This is a genomic window from Amycolatopsis sp. NPDC051106, from assembly GCF_040682775.1.
Taxonomy (GTDB): domain Bacteria; phylum Actinomycetota; class Actinomycetes; order Mycobacteriales; family Pseudonocardiaceae; genus Amycolatopsis.
On sequence record NZ_JBFBBQ010000032.1, the window covers coordinates 1 to 18015 of the forward strand.

8 protein-coding genes are annotated in these 18015 nt (G+C 73.2%); 2 read left to right on the top strand and 6 right to left on the bottom strand.

The features are described 5' to 3' along the window. Positions 1 to 61: 61 nt before the first annotated feature. Both AB0M83_RS23480 and AB0M83_RS23485 read right to left on the bottom strand, forming a co-directional pair. Positions 62 to 1483 (bottom strand): AMP-binding protein, encoded by a 1422-nt coding sequence (locus AB0M83_RS23480; protein ID WP_364520462.1) that lies wholly within the window; start codon positions 1481 to 1483, stop codon positions 62 to 64. 5 nt (positions 1484 to 1488) lie between these two features. Then, positions 1489 to 2619: an acyl-CoA dehydrogenase family protein gene (locus tag AB0M83_RS23485; protein ID WP_364520316.1), complete on the bottom strand. Its 1131-nt coding sequence runs from the start codon at positions 2617 to 2619 to the stop codon at positions 1489 to 1491. A 78-nt stretch (positions 2620 to 2697) separates the two neighbouring features. Here AB0M83_RS23485 and AB0M83_RS23490 point away from each other — a divergent pair, with 78 nt between their 5' ends. Continuing rightward, the gene (locus AB0M83_RS23490; protein WP_364520318.1) at positions 2698 to 3876 is read left to right on the top strand and encodes a macrolide family glycosyltransferase; all 1179 of its coding nucleotides are present in this window, start codon (positions 2698 to 2700) and stop codon (positions 3874 to 3876) included. An 81-nt stretch (positions 3877 to 3957) separates the two neighbouring features. Here the strand turns inward: AB0M83_RS23490 and AB0M83_RS23495 are convergent, their stop codons facing one another. After that, complete coding sequence (locus tag AB0M83_RS23495; RefSeq protein WP_364520320.1) at positions 3958 to 4791, bottom strand: ABC transporter permease; 834 nt, start codon at positions 4789 to 4791, stop codon at positions 3958 to 3960. A gap of 1 nt (position 4792) precedes the next feature. Continuing rightward, entirely contained in the window at positions 4793 to 5761 is a 969-nt protein-coding gene (locus AB0M83_RS23500) for an ATP-binding cassette domain-containing protein (RefSeq protein WP_364520322.1), read from the bottom strand. A gap of 274 nt (positions 5762 to 6035) precedes the next feature. Between AB0M83_RS23500 and AB0M83_RS23505 the strand changes: the two genes are divergently transcribed. After that, entirely contained in the window at positions 6036 to 6248 is a 213-nt protein-coding gene (locus tag AB0M83_RS23505) for a hypothetical protein (RefSeq protein ID WP_364520324.1), read from the top strand. Between the two features lie 113 nt (positions 6249 to 6361). On the opposite strand, the gene AB0M83_RS23510 is transcribed toward AB0M83_RS23505, so the two are convergent. After that, positions 6362 to 16669, bottom strand: coding sequence for an SDR family NAD(P)-dependent oxidoreductase (locus tag AB0M83_RS23510; RefSeq protein WP_364520326.1), 10308 nt, complete (start codon positions 16667 to 16669; stop codon positions 6362 to 6364). After that, positions 16666 to 17886, bottom strand: coding sequence for a macrolide family glycosyltransferase (locus tag AB0M83_RS23515; RefSeq protein WP_364520327.1), 1221 nt, complete (start codon positions 17884 to 17886; stop codon positions 16666 to 16668). Before AB0M83_RS23515 ends, AB0M83_RS23510 begins: the two co-directional genes overlap by 4 nt. Positions 17887 to 18015: the final 129 nt, after the last annotated feature.

Sequence of the window (18015 nt, forward strand, 5' to 3'; positions counted from 1 at the left end):
TCACGATCCTCTGGACCTTGCTGGCGCACCTGGTGTCATTCACTGCACCACGGCGGGACAGTCAGTGGGCGGCGGCCAGCGCGGCGCGGTCGGTCTTGCCGTTCGCCGTGCGGGGCAGCTCGGCGACCAGGCTCACGTCGTCCACGATCATGTACTTCGGCAGGTGGGCCGCGCAGTGGGCCTTCATCCCCAGGAGCGTCACGCGCTCGCCCGGGCGCGGGACGATCACCGCGCGCAGGCGGGCGTCGATGCCCGCTCCCGCCACGATCACCGCCACCTCGGCCACCGCCGGGTGGCGGGCCAGGGCCGTCTCGATCTCGCCCAGCTCGATGCGGTGGCCGCGGAGCTTGACCATCGCGTCGCGCCGGCCGGCGTACTCCAGCTCGCCCGCCGCGTCGTACCGGCCGACGTCGCCGGTGCGGTAGCCGCCCAGCTGCGGCGGCGCGCCCCAGTAGCCGAGCATGACGGTCGGGCCGTCGACGATGATCTCGCCGTCCGGCGACAGCGTCAGCGTCGCCCCCGAACACGCCCGCCCGATCGGCAGCCCCCCGGTCCGCGAGAGGTCCGCCGAAGTCACTTCGTAGCTGGTGACGACGTTCGTCTCGGTCGGGCCGTACCAGTTGAACAGCCGGACGTCCGGCCACGCGCGGCGCAGCGTCTGCACCCCGGCGATCGGGAACGGCTCCCCGGCGAACACGCAGACCCGCAGCGAAGCCGGCGCCGGCCGGTCGAGCAGGCCGCCGTGGCGCATCATCAGCAGCAGCGCCGACGGCACCGAATACCAGACGCTGATCCCGCGCCCGTGCAGGAAGTCGGTCAGCTCGGCGGGCGAGTAGGACAGGTCGGACCCGGCCAGGTCGACCGACGCCCCGGCGAAGAACGCGCCGTAGAGGTCGAACACCGACAGGTCGAAGTTGAACGGCGCGTGGTTGGCCAGCCGGTCGCCCGCGTGCAGCCCGGTCTCCGCCGCGGCCCACCCGACGAACGCGAGCGCGTTGCGGTGGCTGATCAGGACGCCCTTCGGCGCACCCGTCGAGCCGGAGGTGTAGAGGATGTAGGCGGGCTCGTCCGGCCCGACGTGCTCGAGCGGTGGCAGACTGTCGCTTGTGGACAGTTCCGCGAACGAGCTCGACGGCGGGGGGTTCGAGCCCCAGTCGGCTGCTCGGTCGGAGACGACCAGCGCGGGCGTGCAGCTCTCGGCGATGAGCCGCACCCGCGAGACCGGGTTCGACGGCGCGACCGGCACGTAGACCGCGCCCAGCCGCAGCGACGCCTGCATCAGCGCCACGACCTCGACGCTCTTCTCCGCCCAGATCAGCACCCGGTCGCCGCGGCGGACGCCGGCCGCCCACAGTCCGGCGGCCTGCCGATCGGCCAGCGCGTCCAGTTCCCGGTAGGTCACGGTCGTGTCGCCCGCGTGCACCGCGGGCGCGTCCGGCGTGCGCTCTCGAGCGGCGGAAACCAGCTGGTGCAGCAACTCCATCGTGCTCACATCCCCAGTTCCATCGCGACCAGCTGCCGCTGCACGTCGGAGGCGCCGGAAAAGATCGTGCCGCCGATCGCGTCCCGCAGCGCGGCTTCGATCCCCTGTTCGCGCAGGTAGCCGCGGCTGCCGAACAGCTGCACGGCGTCCGTCGCGCTCGCCACCGTCCCCTCGGACACGGCGAGCTTCGACAGCGCAGCGAACAGCGTCGCGTCCTCGCCTTCGTCCAGCGCCCAGCAGGCCCGGTACAGCAGCAGGCGAGCACTTTCGGCCCGCAGCTTCATCTCCACGATCCGGTTGGACACCGACTGGAACTCCGCGAGCCGCTTGCCGAACTGGCGGCGGCCGCGCACGTGCTCCAGGCAGCGCTCGATCAGCCGGTCCTGCACGCCCAGGTACAGCGCGAACAGGCAGGCCCGCTCCCAGCCCATCGAGTGCTGGAAGATGGCCGAACCCTGGCCGGGTTCGCCGAGGACGGCGTCCGCGGGCACGAAGCACCCGGTGAAGGTGACTTCGGAGGCCACGCAGCCTTCCATGCCGAGCTTGCCGAACGGCTCGCCGCAGGCGATCCCCGGCGAGCGGGCGTCGAGCGCGAAGGCGGTGATGCCCCAGTGCCCGGCGGCCGGGTCGGTGACCGCGTAGGTGACCAAGACGTCGGCCACGGGACCGTTGCTGACGAAGCTCTTGACGCCGTCGAGCACGAACCCGCCCTCGACCGGAGTGGCCGTGGTCCGCAGCGCGCCGACGTCGGAACCCGCTTCGGGCTCGGTCATCGCGTTGCCGGCAATCAGGTCGCCGGCGGCGAGGCCGGGCAGGAGCCGGGCGCGCAGGGCCTCCGGGGCGAAGTCCACGATCGGCATCGTGCAGGCGAACAGGTGCGCGGCCGCGCCGAAGACGAGACCGGTGTCCGGGCAACCGCGCCCGGCGGCTTCGAACACTCGCGCCGTTTCGAGGGCGGTGAGACCGCCGCCGCCGTGATCTGCGGGCACGCTGGCGCCGAGGACGCCGAACTTGCCCAGCAGGGCCCACTTCTCGCGGCTGAACACGTACTCGGGCGCGGCCGGGAAGGCCGCGCGCGTGTCGGCCACCGTCCGGTCGTAGCGCTGCCGCTGCTCCGCGGTCCAGCCGAACTCCATCCGCCCACCTCCACGAGTGTCCGCGCCCGAGGCTAGCCGCGGGATGTCTGGCGAAATCCCTGAATACGCGGTGCGAGCATGACCGGTGTGACCCGATACGTCGTGCTCTGCACCCTGCCCGGTTACGGCCACGTGACACCCGTGCTCGACGTCCTCGGCGAGCTGGTCCGGCGCGGCCACCGGGTCACCGTGGCCACCGGCGGCGCGTTCGCCGACCGGATCGCGGCGACCGGTGCACGGCCTCTCCGCTACGACGGGCCGGCCGACGACCCGGGTTCGCACCGCCTGGCCGCCGCGCTGACCGGCGCGTCCAGCTGCCTGGCGCCGCTGGAGCCCGTCCGGAAGCTGCTGGCCGAGGACCCGCCCGACGTGCTCGCCTTCGACTCGACGATGTGGATCGCGGGCCGCGTGCTCGCCCACGACGTCGCGTGCCCGACGGTCCAGCTCTCGGCGTGTTTCGCTTCCAACGAGCACTATTCCCTGCCGGCGCACGTGGCCCGGTTCCCGTCGGAGTCCACAGTGGACGAAGAGCCGTACGACTTCGTGGCCGACCTCACCGCGCTGCTCGCGGCCGAAGCTCCCGGGCAGAGCGCGGAGCGGTTCCTCGACGACGGGCGCGACCACAAGCTGGTCCTGATCCCCCGCGCCTTCCAGTACGCGGGCGAGACGTTCGACGCGCGGCACACGTTCACGGGCCCGTGCTTCGGCCCGCAGCGGCCGCTGACCGGCTGGGAGCCGCCGGGGAACGGGAACCCGGTGCTGCTGGTGTCCCTGGGCACGTCGGCGTTCAACGACCAGCCGGGCTTCTTCCGCCAGTGCGCCCGCGCGTTCGCGGACCTGCCCTGGAACCTGGTGATGACCCTGGGCGGCGGCGTGGATCCGGCGTCGCTGGGACCGTTGCCGCCGAACGTCGAGGCGCGGCCATGGGTTCCGCACCCGGCGGTGCTGCGGCACGCGTCGGCGTTCGTGACGTCGGCGGGCATGGGGAGCGTGATGGAGGCGTTCTACTGCGGGACGCCCCTGGTCCTGGTGCCGATGCACGGCGAGCAGGAGGTCAACACCGAACGGGCGGTGGAGCTGGGCCTCGGAGTCCGCCTGCCCCGCGAGGAGCTGACCCCGGAGTCGATCCGCGACGCGGTGCTGGCCGTGGCTGCGGACGAAGGCATCGGCGCGCGCATGCGGGCGATGCGGGACCACACGCACGAAGGCGGCGGTGCCGTCACGGCCGCCGACCGCATCCTCGCGCTCACGGACTGACCCACCCCGAACGCAGTGAATGACTCATTCCTGGCGTCCGGCGCCAGGAATGAGTCATTCACTGCAACGAAAAACGGGAACTCAGCCGGAGTCGCGCTTGCCCATCAGGGAGAACGCCACCACCAGCGCCACCGCGACCCACGTCAACAGCGTGCCGCCGCCGGTCAGCGGGCCCAGGTACGTCACCGAGTCCGTCTTCAGCTGCGCGGTGCTCAACTGCTCCGCCGCCGATGCCGGGAAGTACGCCAGGATGTCGCGCTGGACCCACGTCGGCAGCAGCGCGCCGAGGATCGCCGGGGCGAAGATGAAGCCGATCGCCGTGGCGATCGCGCCCGCCGCGCTGCGCATCATCACGCCGAACGACAGCGCCAGCAGGGCGAACGCCGCGAACTCCGCGCCCCAGCCGAGCAGGCTGCGCAGCACGCCCGGGCCGCCGAGGCCCAGCGTCGGGATGGCCGGGTTGAGACCGAGGACCAGCTGGCCGATGAAGAACGCCGCCGCCGCGAACAGGGTGCCGAGCACGAACGCCAGCAGCCCGACGACCACGGCCTTCGAGATCAGGACCCGGCCGCGGTGCGGGGTGATGGCCAGGGTGAGGCGCATCATCCCGGTCGAGTACTCACCGGACACGGCGAGCACGCCGAGCACCGAAATGAGGATCAGGCCGAGGTTCATCCCGACCATGCTGGTGCCGGCCGAGTCGAAGTCCGCCGTCTGCCCGGCGGGCAGGTTCTTGTAGTCCTGCTCGGTCAGGAAGCTGAACAGCACGGAGAACCCGACGCTGACGACGGCCGCGGCGATGACGACGAGCCAGGTCGACCGGACCGACCTGAGCTTGGTCCACTCCGCGGCGAGCGTGTTGCCGATCCCGGGCGAGGTCTTCGTCTCCGGCAGCGAAGCCGTTGCGGTGGTCACGTTATTCCGTCCCTTCCGACGCGAGCGCCCGCACCGTCTCGAGTACCTTCTCTTCCGCCGGCGCGCCGCTGTGGGAGCGGTACTGCACGCTGTCCTTCGTGAGGTCCATGAACGCGGCCTCGAGGCTGGCGCGGACCGGCGTGAGCTCGTGCAGCCCGAGCCGGCGCTCCAGCGCGAGGTCGCCGATCTCCGGCGCGTCCAGGCCGACGACGTTGAGCGAACCGTCGTCCAGCTTCGTCACCTTGCCCCCCGCCCGTTCGAGGGCTTCGGCGAGGTCGGTGGCCTGTGGCGAGACCACGTGGACGTGGCTGCGCGCGCTGCGCTGGGTGAAGTCGGCGATCGGCATGTCGGCGATGAGCTCGCCGCGGCCGATCACGATGACGTGCGCGGCGGTCTCTTCCATCTCGTTCATCAGGTGGCTCGACACGAAGACCGTCCGCCCTTCGGCGGCGAGGTCCTGCATCAGGGTCCTGATCCAGAAGATGCCCTCGGGGTCGAGGCCGTTGACCGGCTCGTCGAACAGCAGCGTCGGCGGGTCGCCCAGCAGGGCGGTCGCGATGCCGAGCCGCTGGTACATGCCGAGCGAGAAGTTGCCGACCTTCTTGCCCGCGACGTCGGTGAGGCCGACGGTGTCGAGCACCTCGTCCACCCGCTTGCGCGGGATGCCGCCGGCCTGTGCCACCCACTGCAGGTGCCGGTACGCCGTGCGCGCGCCGTGGACGGCCTTCGCGTCGAGCAGCGCCCCGACCTCCCGCATCGGCGCGGGCAGGTCCCGGTAGGGCTTGCCATTGACCGTGACCGAGCCGCCGCTGGGGGCGTCCAGGCCGAGGATCATCCGCATCGTGGTCGACTTGCCCGCGCCGTTGGGCCCCAGGAAACCGGTCACGACGCCAGGCTTGATGTCGAACGACAGGCCGTTGACGGCCGTCGTGTCCCCGTATCGCTTCGTAAGATCTCGTGCTGTGATCAAGCGCCTGCTCCGTATCCGATCCTGAAGTACCTGAGGACGAGTCAACCGGCTGCCACCACCGCCGGGCTAGTACACAAGGTCGCTTGTCACCGCAACCAAAGTTGCAACCCCCGTACTCGCGTGATCTTCCCAGCACCCGGCGCGACCGGCAACTCGGGAGAACGTCAACTTTCGATGGTCGGAAGACGACTTTCGAGGACTCACAACGCTGATCTCCGTGTGCTTGAATCGATCACAAGAGATTTCGCCGACCACTTTTCACGAGGAGTTTCCGATGGCCAAAGAACAAGGACGTCCCTTCGTTTCCCTCGTCATGGGACTGATTCTCGTCGCGGGCGGGGTCGCGATCATCATCAACGCGGGAGAGCACACCATCGGCGTGATCGGCGGCGGGGTCACCATCGTCGTGGGTCTGCTGTTCTTCGTGCGCAGCGCCACTTCCCGCAGGACGACGGCCGCCGGACGGCGCCGCTTCTTCATATCCTGAACACTCTGAACACCCTGGAAATCCTGAAAGCCTGCCATCGGCGGAACTCGGCGGCCGTCCTGGTGTCCCGGTCGGGGGGTCACCAGGACGGCCGCTTTCCGTTGTGAGCGAAGCTATTCGTCGCCGAGCGCCAGCCGCACGAGGTCGTCGACCGCCATCTCGCCGAACGCGTCGTCGTCGGGCGATTCCGGGGCCGGGCCGCCGTCGCGCAGCTTCAGCACCGCCTCCAGCAAGCCCGCCTCGCGGAACCGCGCGACCGGGATGGACGCCAGTGCCGCGCGGATCTCCTGGTCCTCGTCCGCCTCCTCCGACGGGACTTCAGCGGTTTCCGGGAACAGCTCCTCCCCCACGTAGCCGGCCAGCGCCGCCGGGGTCGGGTAGTCGAAGATCAGCGTCGCCGGCAGGCGGATCCCGCTCGCCGCGCTGAGGCGGTTGCGCAGCTCCACGGCGGTCAGCGAGTCGAAACCCAGCTCCTTGAACACCCTCAGCGGATCGACGGTCTCCGCGCCGCCGTAGCCCAGCACCGCGCCCACCTGCGCGCACACCAGCTCCAGCAGCGCCTGCTCGCGGTCTTCGCCGGACGTCCCGGCGAGCCGCTGACGGAGGTCGGCCTCCGCCGCTCCCGCGCCTGCCGTGCGGCGCCGGACAGCGGTCCGGACCACTCCGCGCAGCTGCTCCGGCACGTCCGCCGAGGCCAGCACGCGCGCGTCGACCAGCATCGGCACCAGCACGGCGTCGGGCGCCCCCAGCGCCGCGTCGAACAGCGCGAGGCCCTGCTCCGCGGGCAGCGGCGGCAGCCCGGACCGCGCCATGCGGCGCACGTCGGCGTCGGACAGGCTCGCCGTCATGCCGCCGGTGGGCAGCCACGGGCCCCAGGCGAGCGCCAGCGCCGGCCGTCCCGCCGATCGCCGTTGCCGGGCCAGGGCGTCCAGGAAAGCGTTTGCGGCCGCGTAGTTGCCCTGCCCCGGCGCCCCGAGGACGCCCGCCGCCGACGAGAACAGGACGAACGCGGACAGATCGAGGTCTCGTGTCAGCTCGTCCAGGTTCGCCGCCGCCGCGGCCTTCGGCCGCATTACGGCGTCCAGCCGCTCCGGGGTGAGCGCGCCGACGAGGCCGTCGTCGAGCACCCCGGCCGCGTGCACCACAGCGGTCAGCGGGTGCCGCTCCGGCACGTCGGCCAGCAGCTTCGCCAGCGCTTCCCGGTCCGCCGCGTCACACGCGACGACGGAAGTCTCAGCGCCGAGCGAGGACAGCTCGGCCTGCAGTTCCCCGACACCTTCGGCCGCCGGGCCGCGCCGGCTCGCCAGCAGCAGGTGCCGGACGCCGGAGCCCGCGAGGTGCCGGGCCAGCAGGCGCCCGAGCCCGCCGGTGCCGCCGGTGATCAGCACCGTGCCTTCCGGGTCGAGCGGCGCGGGCACGGTCAGCACCACCTTGCCGACGTGCTTCGCCTGGCTCACGTGCCGGAACGCCGCGGGCGCGCGCCGGACGTCCCAGGTGGTGACGGGCACCGGCGTCAGCACCCCGGCCTCGAACCACTCCAGCAGCCGGTCGAACAGCTCGCGGATCCGGTCGTACCCGGCCTCGACCAGATCGAACGCCTGGTACCGGACGCCGGGGTGCTCGGCCGCGACGCGCGCGGCGTCGCGCACGTCGGTCTTGCCCATCTCCAGGAAGCGGCCGCCTCGCGGCAGCAGCCGCAGGGACGCGTCCACGAACTCCCCGGCGAGCGAGTCGAGCACGACGTCGACGCCGCGTCCGCCGGTCGCCGCGCGGAACTCCGCCTCGAAGTCGAGCGTCCGCGACGACGCGATGTGGTCGTCCGCCAGGCCCGAAGCCCGCAGCGTGTCCCACTTGCCGGCGCTCGCGGTGCCGTAGACCTCGGCGCCGAGCTGCCGCGCGAGCTGCACCGCGGCCATGCCGACGCCGCCCGCCGCCGCGTGCACCAGCACGGCTTCGCCCGGTTGCACGTCACCGAGGTCGGTCAGGGCGTAGAGCGCGGTCAAGAACACCACCGGCATCGAAGCGCCCTGCGCGAACGACAACCCGGCGGGCAGCCGGCAGAGCATGCGCTCGTCGACCTCCGCGACCGGTCCGAACGCGCCGCCGAACATGCCCATCACGCGGTCGCCCGGCGCGAACCGGGTGACGCCGGCGCCGACCGCCGTGACGACCCCGGCGCCCTCCAGCCCCGGCGAGGTGGCCGGGCCCGGGTACATGCCGAGCGTGTTGAGCACGTCCCGGAAGTTCACGCCGGCGGCGCGCACGGAGATCCGCACCGCGCCCGGCGCGACCGGCTCGGCGAACTCGGGGCAGGGCACGACGGTCAGCCCGTCGAGGGTGCCGCGATCGGCGATGTCGACCCGCCAGTCCCCGGCCGGGACGGCGAGTGCGTCGACTTCCGCTGCCTTGGCCAGCCGCGCCACCCGGATCACACCCGAGCGGACCGCGACCTGGTTCTCGCCCACGGTCAAGGCGGCGCCCGGTTCGGCTGAGCCGTCGGAGTCCACCAGCACGAAACGGCCGGGGTGCTCGGACTGCGCCGAACGCACCAGGCCCCACACCGCGGCGAGGGCGGGATCGGCCGGGCCGTCGCCTTCTTCGGTGACGACCGCCCCCGAAGTCAGCAGCGCGAGCTTGGCCGCGGCGAAGCGCTCGTCGGCGAGCCAGGCCTGCACGAGGGCGAGCACGTCGTGCGTCGCCTCGCGCACCGGCCGGGTGGCGAAGGGGACCACGACGACGTCCGGGATGTCGGTGACGTCGGCGAGCGAGTCGGCCACCGTCCACGACGGGTCGACGACGTCGCCGTCGTGGACGGGCCAGGTGAGCCGGTACAGCGCGTCCGGACGGGCCACGAGCTGGTCCGGCGAGAACTCCCGCAGAGCCAGGGAATCCACGGTCGCCACGGCCCGGCCGGCGGAGTCGGCGATCGTGATCGCGAGGGACTCGGCGCCGGTCTTGGTGAGCCGTACCCGCAGGCCGCGCGCGCCTTCGGCGTGCAGCGACACCCCGCGCCAGGAGAACGGCAGCCTGCCGTTCGGCGCGGGCGCGAACGGCAGGAACGCCGCCGCGTGCAGGACCGCGTCGAGCAGCGCCGGGTGCAGCCCGAACGCCGACGCGTCCGCACCCTCGGGCAGCTCGACCTCGGCGTAGACGTCTTCGCCGTGCTTCCAGGCCTTCCGCAGGCCCTGGAAGACGGGCCCGTAGCCGAATCCGCTGTCCGCGAGCCGGTCGTAGAGCCCGTCCGTCTCGAGCGGCTCCGCGCCCGCGGGCGGCCACGCGGTGAGGTCGTCGCCGCGCGCCGGGACCGCCGGGGTCAGCACGCCGCTCGCGTGCAGCGTCCACGGGCTGTCGGGGGCCGCGTCCTCGGTGCGCGAGTGGATGGTCAGGGAGCACGCGCCGGATTCGTCCGGTGCGCCGGTCAGGACCTGAAGCCGGACGCCGCCGGTCGCGGGCAGCACCAGCGGTGCCCCGAGCGTCAGTTCCTCGAGCTGGGTGCACCCGGCGCGGTCGCCCGCGTCGACGGCGAGGTCGACGAACGCCGTCCCGGGGAAGAGCACCGAACCGCCGATGCCGTGGTCGGCGAGCCAGGGGTGGGTGCGCAGGGAAAGCCGGCCGGTGCCGAAGAAGCCCGCGGACCCGGCCAGTTCGGCGGTGGCGCCGAGGAACGGGTGCGGGCTGGCCGAGAGCCCCGCGGTCGCGACGTCCCCGGAGCGCCCCGAAGATGCGCCGGGCCAGAAGCGTCGGCGCCGGAAGGGGTAGGTGGGCAGGTCGACCCGGCGGCCGGCCGGGTGCAGCGTGGTCCAGTCCGGGGAGAAGCCGTGCACGTGGGCCTCGGCGACCGCGGTCAGCAGGGTCTCGACGTCCGGTCGCCGGGGTCGTTGAGTCGCGGTGACGAAGACATCGCCGTCGACGCAGTCCCCGACCATGGCGGCGAGCACGGCGTCCGGCCCCACCTCGACGAACCGGGTGACCCCGCTCGCCACCAGCCGGCTGACGCCGTCGGCGAACCGGACGGTGTCCCGCACGTGGCGGACCCAGTGCTCGGGATCGGTGGCGTTCGAGACCAGTCCGATCTTCGGGTCCTGATAGGACAGTCCACGGGCGACCTCGCGGAACTGCGCGAGCATCGGGTCCATCAGCGGGGAGTGGAAGGCGTGGCTGGTGCGCAGCCGTTTGGTTTCCCGGCCCAGCCGCGTGAAGTGCGCCGCGATGCCGAGGACGTCTTCCTCCACACCGGACACGACGACCGACGCCGGGCCGTTGACGGCGGCCAGGTCCGCCGACGCCGTGAGCAGCGGCCGGACCTCCTCCTCGGTCGCCCGCACGGCCACCATCGCGCCGGTCGCGGGTAGTTCCTGCATGAGCCGGCCACGCGCGGCGACCAGCGTGCAGGCGTCGTCCAAGGTCAGGACACCCGCCACGTGAGCGGCCGCGAGTTCGCCGATCGAGTGACCCAGCACGAAGTCCGGCGTCAGCTCCCAGGACTCCAGCAGCCGGAACAGCGCCACTTCGAAGGCGAAGAGTGCGGGCTGGGTGAACTGCGTCCGATCGAGTCGCTCGCCGCCTTCGGCGATCACCTCGCGCAGGGGGAGGTCGAATCGCGCGCAGGCCGCGTCGAAAGCTTCCGCGAAAACCGGGAACTCCTCGCGCAGGGCGAGTCCCATGCCCACGCGCTGGGCGCCTTGGCCGGTGAACAGGAACGCCGAGCGGCCCTCGTCGGCGACGCGGCCGCGCACGACACCGGGGCCTTCGCCGCCCTCGGCCAGCAGCCGCAGGTTCCGCACGGCGGTGTCCCGGTCGGGCACCGCCACCACGGCGCGGTGGTCGAACGCCGTGCGCGCGGCCAACGCGGAACCGAGGGCGTCGAAGTCTTCCGCTACCCAGGGAAGCAGCGCCGCGGCCTGCGCGGCCAGTGCCGCCTCGGTGTGCCCGGAAAGCGGCCACAGCGGCAGCGCCGACTCGTCCACAGTGGACTCGCCCGGCGGGGACGCCGGGGCCTGCTCCAGCACGACGTGGGCGTTGGTGCCGCTGAAGCCGAACGCGGACACCGCGGCGCGGCGGGGCCGTCCGGCGGCGGGCCACGCGACGGGCTCGGTCAGCAGCCGGACGTGCCCGGCGGTCCAGTCGACCCGCTCCGAGGGGACGTCGGCGTGCAGCGTGCGCGGCAGCACCTCGTGGTTCAGCGAGAGGACCATCTTGAGCACGCCGGCGACCCCGGCGGCGGCCTGGGTGTGGCCGAGGTTGGACTTGATCGCGCCGAGCCACAGCGGCCGATCCTCCGAACGATCCTGCCCGTAGGTGGCGAGCAGCGCCTGGGCCTCGATCGGATCGCCGAGCCGGGTGCCGGTGCCGTGTGCCTCGACAGCGTCCACCTCGGACGGCGTGAGCCCGGCGTCGGCGAGGGCGGCGAGGATGACGCGTTGCTGCGAAGGCCCGTTCGGGGCGGTGAGCCCGTTGCTCGAGCCGTCCTGGTTCACCGCCGAGCCGCGTAGCACCGCGAGCACGCGACGGCCGTTGCGCTGAGCGTCGGAAAGCCGTTCCAGGAGCAGGATTCCGGCGCCCTCCGACCAGCCGGTGCCGTCGGCCGCCTCACCGAAGGCCTTGCAGCGGCCGTCCTCGGCCAGGCCGCGCTGCCGGCTGAACTCCACGAACCCGGCCGGCGTGGACATCACGGTGACCCCGCCGGCCAGCGCCAGCGAGCACTCGCCGGACCGCAGCGACTGCGCCGCGAGATGGAGGGCGACGAGCGACGACGAGCACGCCGTGTCGACGGTGACCGCCGGGCCTTCGAGCCCGAAGGTGTAGGAGACCCGGCCGGAGAGCACGCTCGCCGCGTTGCCGGTGCCGAGGTGCCCGGCGACCTCGTCCGCCGAGTCCCGCAGCAGGGACGAGTAGTCCTGGCCGTTGGTCCCGGCGAAGACGCCGGTGCGGCTGCCGCGCAGCGCCGACGGGTCGATCCCGGCGCGCTCGAACGCGTCCCAGGAGGTCTCCAGCAGCAGCCGCTGCTGCGGGTCCATGGCGACGGCTTCGCGCGGCGACACCTCGAAGAACTCCGGGTCGAACCCGGCCGCGTCGTCGAGGAAGCCGCCTTCCCGCGTGTAGCAGGTACCGGGGTGGTCGGGGTCCGGGTGGTAGAGCGCGTCGAGGTCCCAGCCGCGGTCGCCGGGGAACGGCGCGATGACGTCCCGCCCGCTTTCGAGGAGGTCCCACAGCTGCTCGGGCGTGCTGACCCCACCGGGGAAGCGGCAGCTCATCGCCACGATCGCGATGGGCTCGTCGGCGGCCCGATCGCTCGTCTCCGCGGGCCTGAGATCGGCCGCGCCCAGGAGGTGCTCGGCGAGCGCGCGCGGCGTCGGGTGGTCGAACACGAGGGTCGAAGGCAGGGTCAGGCCGGTCTCGCGGCCGAGGGCGTTGCGCAGCTCGACCGCGGTCAGCGAGTCGAAGCCGAGGTCGGCGAAGGGCCGGTCCGCGCGCACGGACGCCGTCGACGCATGGCCGAGCACCGCGGCCACCTGGGCCCGGACCAGGTCCAGGGCGGCGGCGGGATCGCCGGCGAGCAGCGCGGCGGGGGCGGGCCGTTCTCCGGCGAGCCCGCCGAGCAGCGGCCGGGTGGTGTCCAGGTCGTCGGCGGCGAAGTCGATCGGCACGACGAGCGCGTCGGGGCTCGCGAGGGCCCGGTCGAACAAGCGCAGTGCGTCGCGGGCGGGCAACGGCCGCACACCGCCCTGGCGCATCCGGGCGACGTCGGCGTCGGTGAGCTGCCCGGTCATCCCGCCGTCGGGCACCCAGGGGCCCCAGGCCAGCGACACCGCGGGCAGGCTGAGCTCGCGCCGGTGCGCGGCGAGGGCGTCGAGGAACGTGTTGGCCGCCGCGTAGTTGCCCTGCCCGGCACCGCCGAGGACCCCGGCGGCGGACGAGAAGAGGACGAACGCGGACAGGCCTTCGGTGAGCTCGTGCAGGTGCCAGGCCGCGTCGAGCTTGGGCCGCAGGACGGCGTCGAGCCGCTCCGGGGTCAGCGAGGAGACGACGCCGTCGTCGAGCACCCCGGCCGCGTGCACCACCGCGGTGAGCGGGCCGACCTCGCCGAGCAGCCCGGCCAGGGCTGCCCGGTCCGAGACGTCGCAAGCGGCGAGGACGACTTCGGCGCCTTCCGCGGCCAGTTCGGCCTCGAGTTCGCGCGCGCCCGGCGCCTCCGGTCCCCGCCGGCTCACGAGCACGAGCCGGCGCACGTCGTGCGCGCGGACCAGGTGCCGGGCCAGAACGCCGCCGAGCGAGCCGGCCCCGCCGGTGATGAGCACCGTCCCGTCGAGACGGACGCCGGGTTCGTCCGAAGTGGACTCCACGAGCCGGGGCACGGTGACTTCGCCCCCGGCATGAGTCGCCTCCGGCTCGTCGATGGCGAACGCGGCCGGCAGTTCGGCGGCGTCGGCCAGGACGAACCGGCCGGGGTGTTCGGCCTGCGCGGAGCGGACCAGGCCCCGCACCGCGGCACCGGCGAGCCCCCGGGTGACGAACACCAGCTTGGACTTCGCGTAGCGGTCGTCGGCCAGCCAAGTCTGCAGCAGCCGCAGGGCTTCCCGCGTCCGGCGGTGAGCGGACTCGACGACGTCACCTTCGGCCTCGCACCGGAAGAAGACCACCGGCGGGACGTCCGCGGCCGGGTCCAGCTCGTGCCAGTCGACCGCCGGGCTGGTGGCGGTGGCCGGGACCTGCTCGACGCGGTACAGCGCACCGGCCGGCTTGACGGCCCGCTGCCCATCCAGCCAGTAGCGTTCCCGCTGGAAGGCGTAGGTCGGCAGGTCCACGACCCGGGCGCCCCGTCCGGCGAACACGGCCGCCCAGTCGGGGCTGAACCCGGCGACGTGCAGCCGGCCGACGGCTTCGGTGAAGGTGCGCACCTCGTCGCGGTCCCGGCGCAGGACGGGAACCACCACCGCGTCCGGCACGCAGTCCCCGGCCATCGCGGCGGCCGCGCCACCGGGGCCGGGCGTCACGAAGCGGGTCACCCGGTTCGCGGCGAGCCAGCGCATCCCGTCGTGGAATCGCACGGTGGCGCGGACGTGCCCCACCCAGTACTCCGCCGAGCCGACGTCGGCCGGTTCGCCGGTCACGTTCGACACCACGGGGATCTTCGGCGTTGTGTACGTGACGGTCTTCGCGACCGCGCGGAACTCCGCCAGGATCGGGTCCATGTGCGGCGAGTGGAACGCGTGGCTCACGCGCAGCCGCTTCGCCTCGGCGAACCGCCCGGCGATCTCCTCGACGGCGTCGGCGTCCCCGGAGACGACCACGGCCGCGGGCCCGTTGACCGCCGCGATGGCGACACCGTCGCGCAGCAGCGGCCGGACCTCGTCTTCGGTGGCGCGCAGGGCGACCATCGCCCCCTCCGCGGCCACGGACTGCATGAGCCGCGCTCGCGCGGCGACCAGCCGGCACGCGTCGGCGAGGCCGAACACCCCGGCGACGTGCGCGGCGGCCAGCTCGCCGATCGAGTGGCCCAGGACGAAGTCCGGGGTCAGGCCCCAGGAGACGAGCAGCCGGTGAAGCGCGACCTCCACGGCGAACAGCGCGGGCTGGGTGATCTCGGTGCGGCCGAGCGCGTCGCCGTCCTCGGCGAAGACCAGCTCTCGCAATCCGGGCACCCCGGCGGCCGCGAAACCCGCGCAGATCTCGTCGAAGGCTTCGGCGTAGGCGGGGAACGCGGCGTACAGCTCACGCCCCATACCGGGCTGCTGCGCACCTTGGCCCGCGAAGACGTAAGCCGTCTTGCCCGGGTGGGTTTCGCCGACGGGCGCACGCCCTTCGGCCAGCTCTACGAGTCCTTCGCGCAGTTCCTCGGCCGTTTCCGCGAGCACGACGGCACGGTGCTCGAACGCGGCGCGGGTCGTGGCCAGCGAATAGGCGACGTCGACCGGCCGGTGATCGTCCACATGCGACAGCAAACGGGTGGCTTGCTCGCGCAGCGCCTCGGGACTCTTCGCCGACAGGACCGCGGGAACGAGTCCCGCCGAGCCGGTCTCTTCGACGGGCTCGGTTTCAGGCGCCTGCTCGATGATCGTGTGCGCGTTGGTGCCGCTCACGCCGAAGGACGAGACCCCGGCACGGCGCGGCCGCTCGCCCGCCGGCCACGCGACGGCCTCCTGCAGCAGCTCGACCTCGCCCGCGTCCCAGTCCACTTTGGACGAAGGGACCTCGGCGTGCAGGGTGCGCGGCAGCAGCTCGTTGCGCAGCGCCATCACCATCTTGATCACGCCGCCGACGCCGGCCGCGGCCTGCGTGTGGCCGAAGTTCGACTTCGCCGAGCCCAGCCACAGCGGTGCCCCGCCCGCGCGTTCGCGGCCGTACGTCGCCAGCAGCGCCTGCGCCTCGATCGGGTCGCCCAGCGTGGTCCCGGTGCCGTGGCCTTCGACGACGTCGACGTCCGCGGCGGACAGCCCCGCGTCGGCGAGCGCGGCGCGGATGACGCGCTGCTGCGAAGGCCCGTTCGGTGCGGTGAGCCCGCTGCTCGCACCGTCGGAGTTGACGGCCGAGCCGCGCACCACCGCCAGCACCGGGTGGCCGTTGCGCCGCGCGTCCGAAAGCCGCTCCAGCAAGAGGAACCCGGCGCCTTCCCCCCAGCCCGTGCCGTCGGCGGCGTCGGCGTACGAGCGGCACCGGCCGTCCGGGGAAAGGCCGCGCTGCCGGCTGAAGCCGATGAACGTCACCGGCGTCGACATCACCGCGACGCCGCCGGCCAGCGCCAGCGAGCAGTCACCCCGCCGCAGCGCCTGCGCGGCCCAGTGCAGCGCGACGAGCGACGACGAACAGGCGGTGTCGACGGTGACCGCCGGGCCTTCGAGCCCGAAGGTGTAGGCCACCCGGCCGGACGCGATGCTGGCGGCGCTTCCGTTGCCCACATAGCCTTCCAGGCTCGCGGGCAGCTCGGTCAGGCGCGTGGCGTAGTCGTTGTACATCACCCCGGCGAACACGCCGGTGCTGCTGCCACGCAGCGACGCCGGGTCGATGCCGCCGCGTTCGAAGGCTTCCCAAGCAGTCTCGAGCAGCAGCCGCTGCTGCGGGTCGATCGTCTGCGCCTCGCGCGGGGAGATGCCGAAGAACTCCGGGTCGAACTCGTCCGCGTCGTGCAGGAAACCACCGTGGCGGGTGTAGCACTTCCCGGCGCGGTCCGGGTCCGGGTCGTAGAGCGCGTCGAGGTCCCAGCCGCGGTTGACGGGGAACCCCGAGATCGCGTCGCGGCCCGAGGCCACGACGTCCCAGAGGTCCTCCGGCGACCGGACGCCGCCGGGGAACCGGCAGCTCATCCCCACGATCGCGATCGGCTCGTGCTCCCGGTCCTCCGCGTCGCGCAGCCGCTCGCGCGTCCGGTAGAGGTCCGCGGTGACCTTCTTGAGGTACCCGCGCAGCTTGTCGTCGTCGCTCATGCCTTTTCTCCGTCGGTGGACCGCACGGCGCGCTCGAGCACGTCCGCCGCCTTCTTCGCGCCCCCGGACGCCTTGATGGCGGCCCGCATCCGCGCGACCTCGGCCGCCACGGCCGCGTCGGCGGCGACGGCCAGGACGGCGTCGCGCACGTCGTCACCCGTCACGTCGCCGAGCAGCGCGCGGCCCAGCCCCAGCCGCTCGACCTGCTGCGCCGTCACCCGCGCCTCCGGCCGCTGCGGCACGGCGACCACGGGGACGCCGTGGCCGAACGCGTCCATCAGGGACCCCGTCCCCGCCTGGCAGACGACGACGTCGGTGTGCGGCAGGACCGCGCGGTGGTCGAGCCAGGAGTGCAGCTCGACGTTGTCCGGCATGGCCGCCGCGACGTCGTCGCCGACGTGCCCGGCGGTCGTCATCACGACCCGCCAGCCGGTGCCCGCGAACGCCTGCCCGCAGGCGGTGAAGAACCCGGGGTTGCTGTTGGACGAGGTGCCCAGCGACACCAGGACGACGGGGACGTCTTCGGCGGGCGCGGCCCAGCCGTCGGCGGCCGCGCCGTCGTCGCCGGTCGGGCCGACGAAGACGAACTCGTCGCCGAAGCACTCCGGGCGGGGCTGGAAGGCGCGGGGCACGAACACGAGGTTCGCCACGACCTCGCCGCCGCCGGGCGGGAACTCCGGCGGGGTGTCCAGGCCGAACTTCCCGAGCAGGGCCGTGATGCGCTCGCCGCACGCCGCCAACGCGGGGTGGGCGGGATCGAGCGGCGGGCCGTCGAGCTCGGTCTCGCTGCCGTTGAGGGGAACCTCGTCGTTGCCGCCGAAGCCGGCGAACAGGCGGACGACACCGCAGCCCGCGCGCCGCGCGACCAGCGTGCCGACATCGGTGCTCAGCACGTCCTGGACCACGAGGTCGACCGGGCGGTCCGCGAACTCCGGCCACGCGGTGGCGAGCGGGGCGTAGGCCTCGTCGAGGTAGTGCGCGAGGACCTCGGCGAGGTCGTCGGCGGTGTGCACGTCCGGCATCGACTCCGGGAACACCGACGGGTAGGGCACCACTCTCGCTCCGGTCTCCGCGACGACGCCGGCGAACCGCTCGGCGACGACGTACGACACGTCGTGCCCGCGCGAAAGCAGCTCGCGCACGACCGGCAGCGTCGGCCGGAGGTGACCGAAGCCCGGAAAACCGAAGAAGGCGACATGCCCGGCGGAGACGTCCACGCCGGTCACCCTAGGTCGGCCGGGAGCGCCGACCCGGGCGTGCACAGGAAATCCGGTGAATCGCCTAGTGTCACCGCGGCGGCCGGCCAAAGACCAGCATTCCTCCTAGTTTCTCCCCGCTACAACTAG

Coding starts and splice junctions, on each gene's coding strand:
- AB0M83_RS23480 (WP_364520462.1), bottom strand. CDS start 1,483: ATGGAGTTGCTGCACCAGCTGGTTTCCGCCGCTCGAGAGCGCACGCCG.
- AB0M83_RS23485 (WP_364520316.1), bottom strand. CDS start 2,619: ATGGAGTTCGGCTGGACCGCGGAGCAGCGGCAGCGCTACGACCGGACG.
- AB0M83_RS23490 (WP_364520318.1), top strand. CDS start 2,698: ATGACCGGTGTGACCCGATACGTCGTGCTCTGCACCCTGCCCGGTTAC.
- AB0M83_RS23505 (WP_364520324.1), top strand. CDS start 6,036: ATGGCCAAAGAACAAGGACGTCCCTTCGTTTCCCTCGTCATGGGACTG.
- AB0M83_RS23510 (WP_364520326.1), bottom strand. CDS start 16,669: ATGAGCGACGACGACAAGCTGCGCGGGTACCTCAAGAAGGTCACCGCG.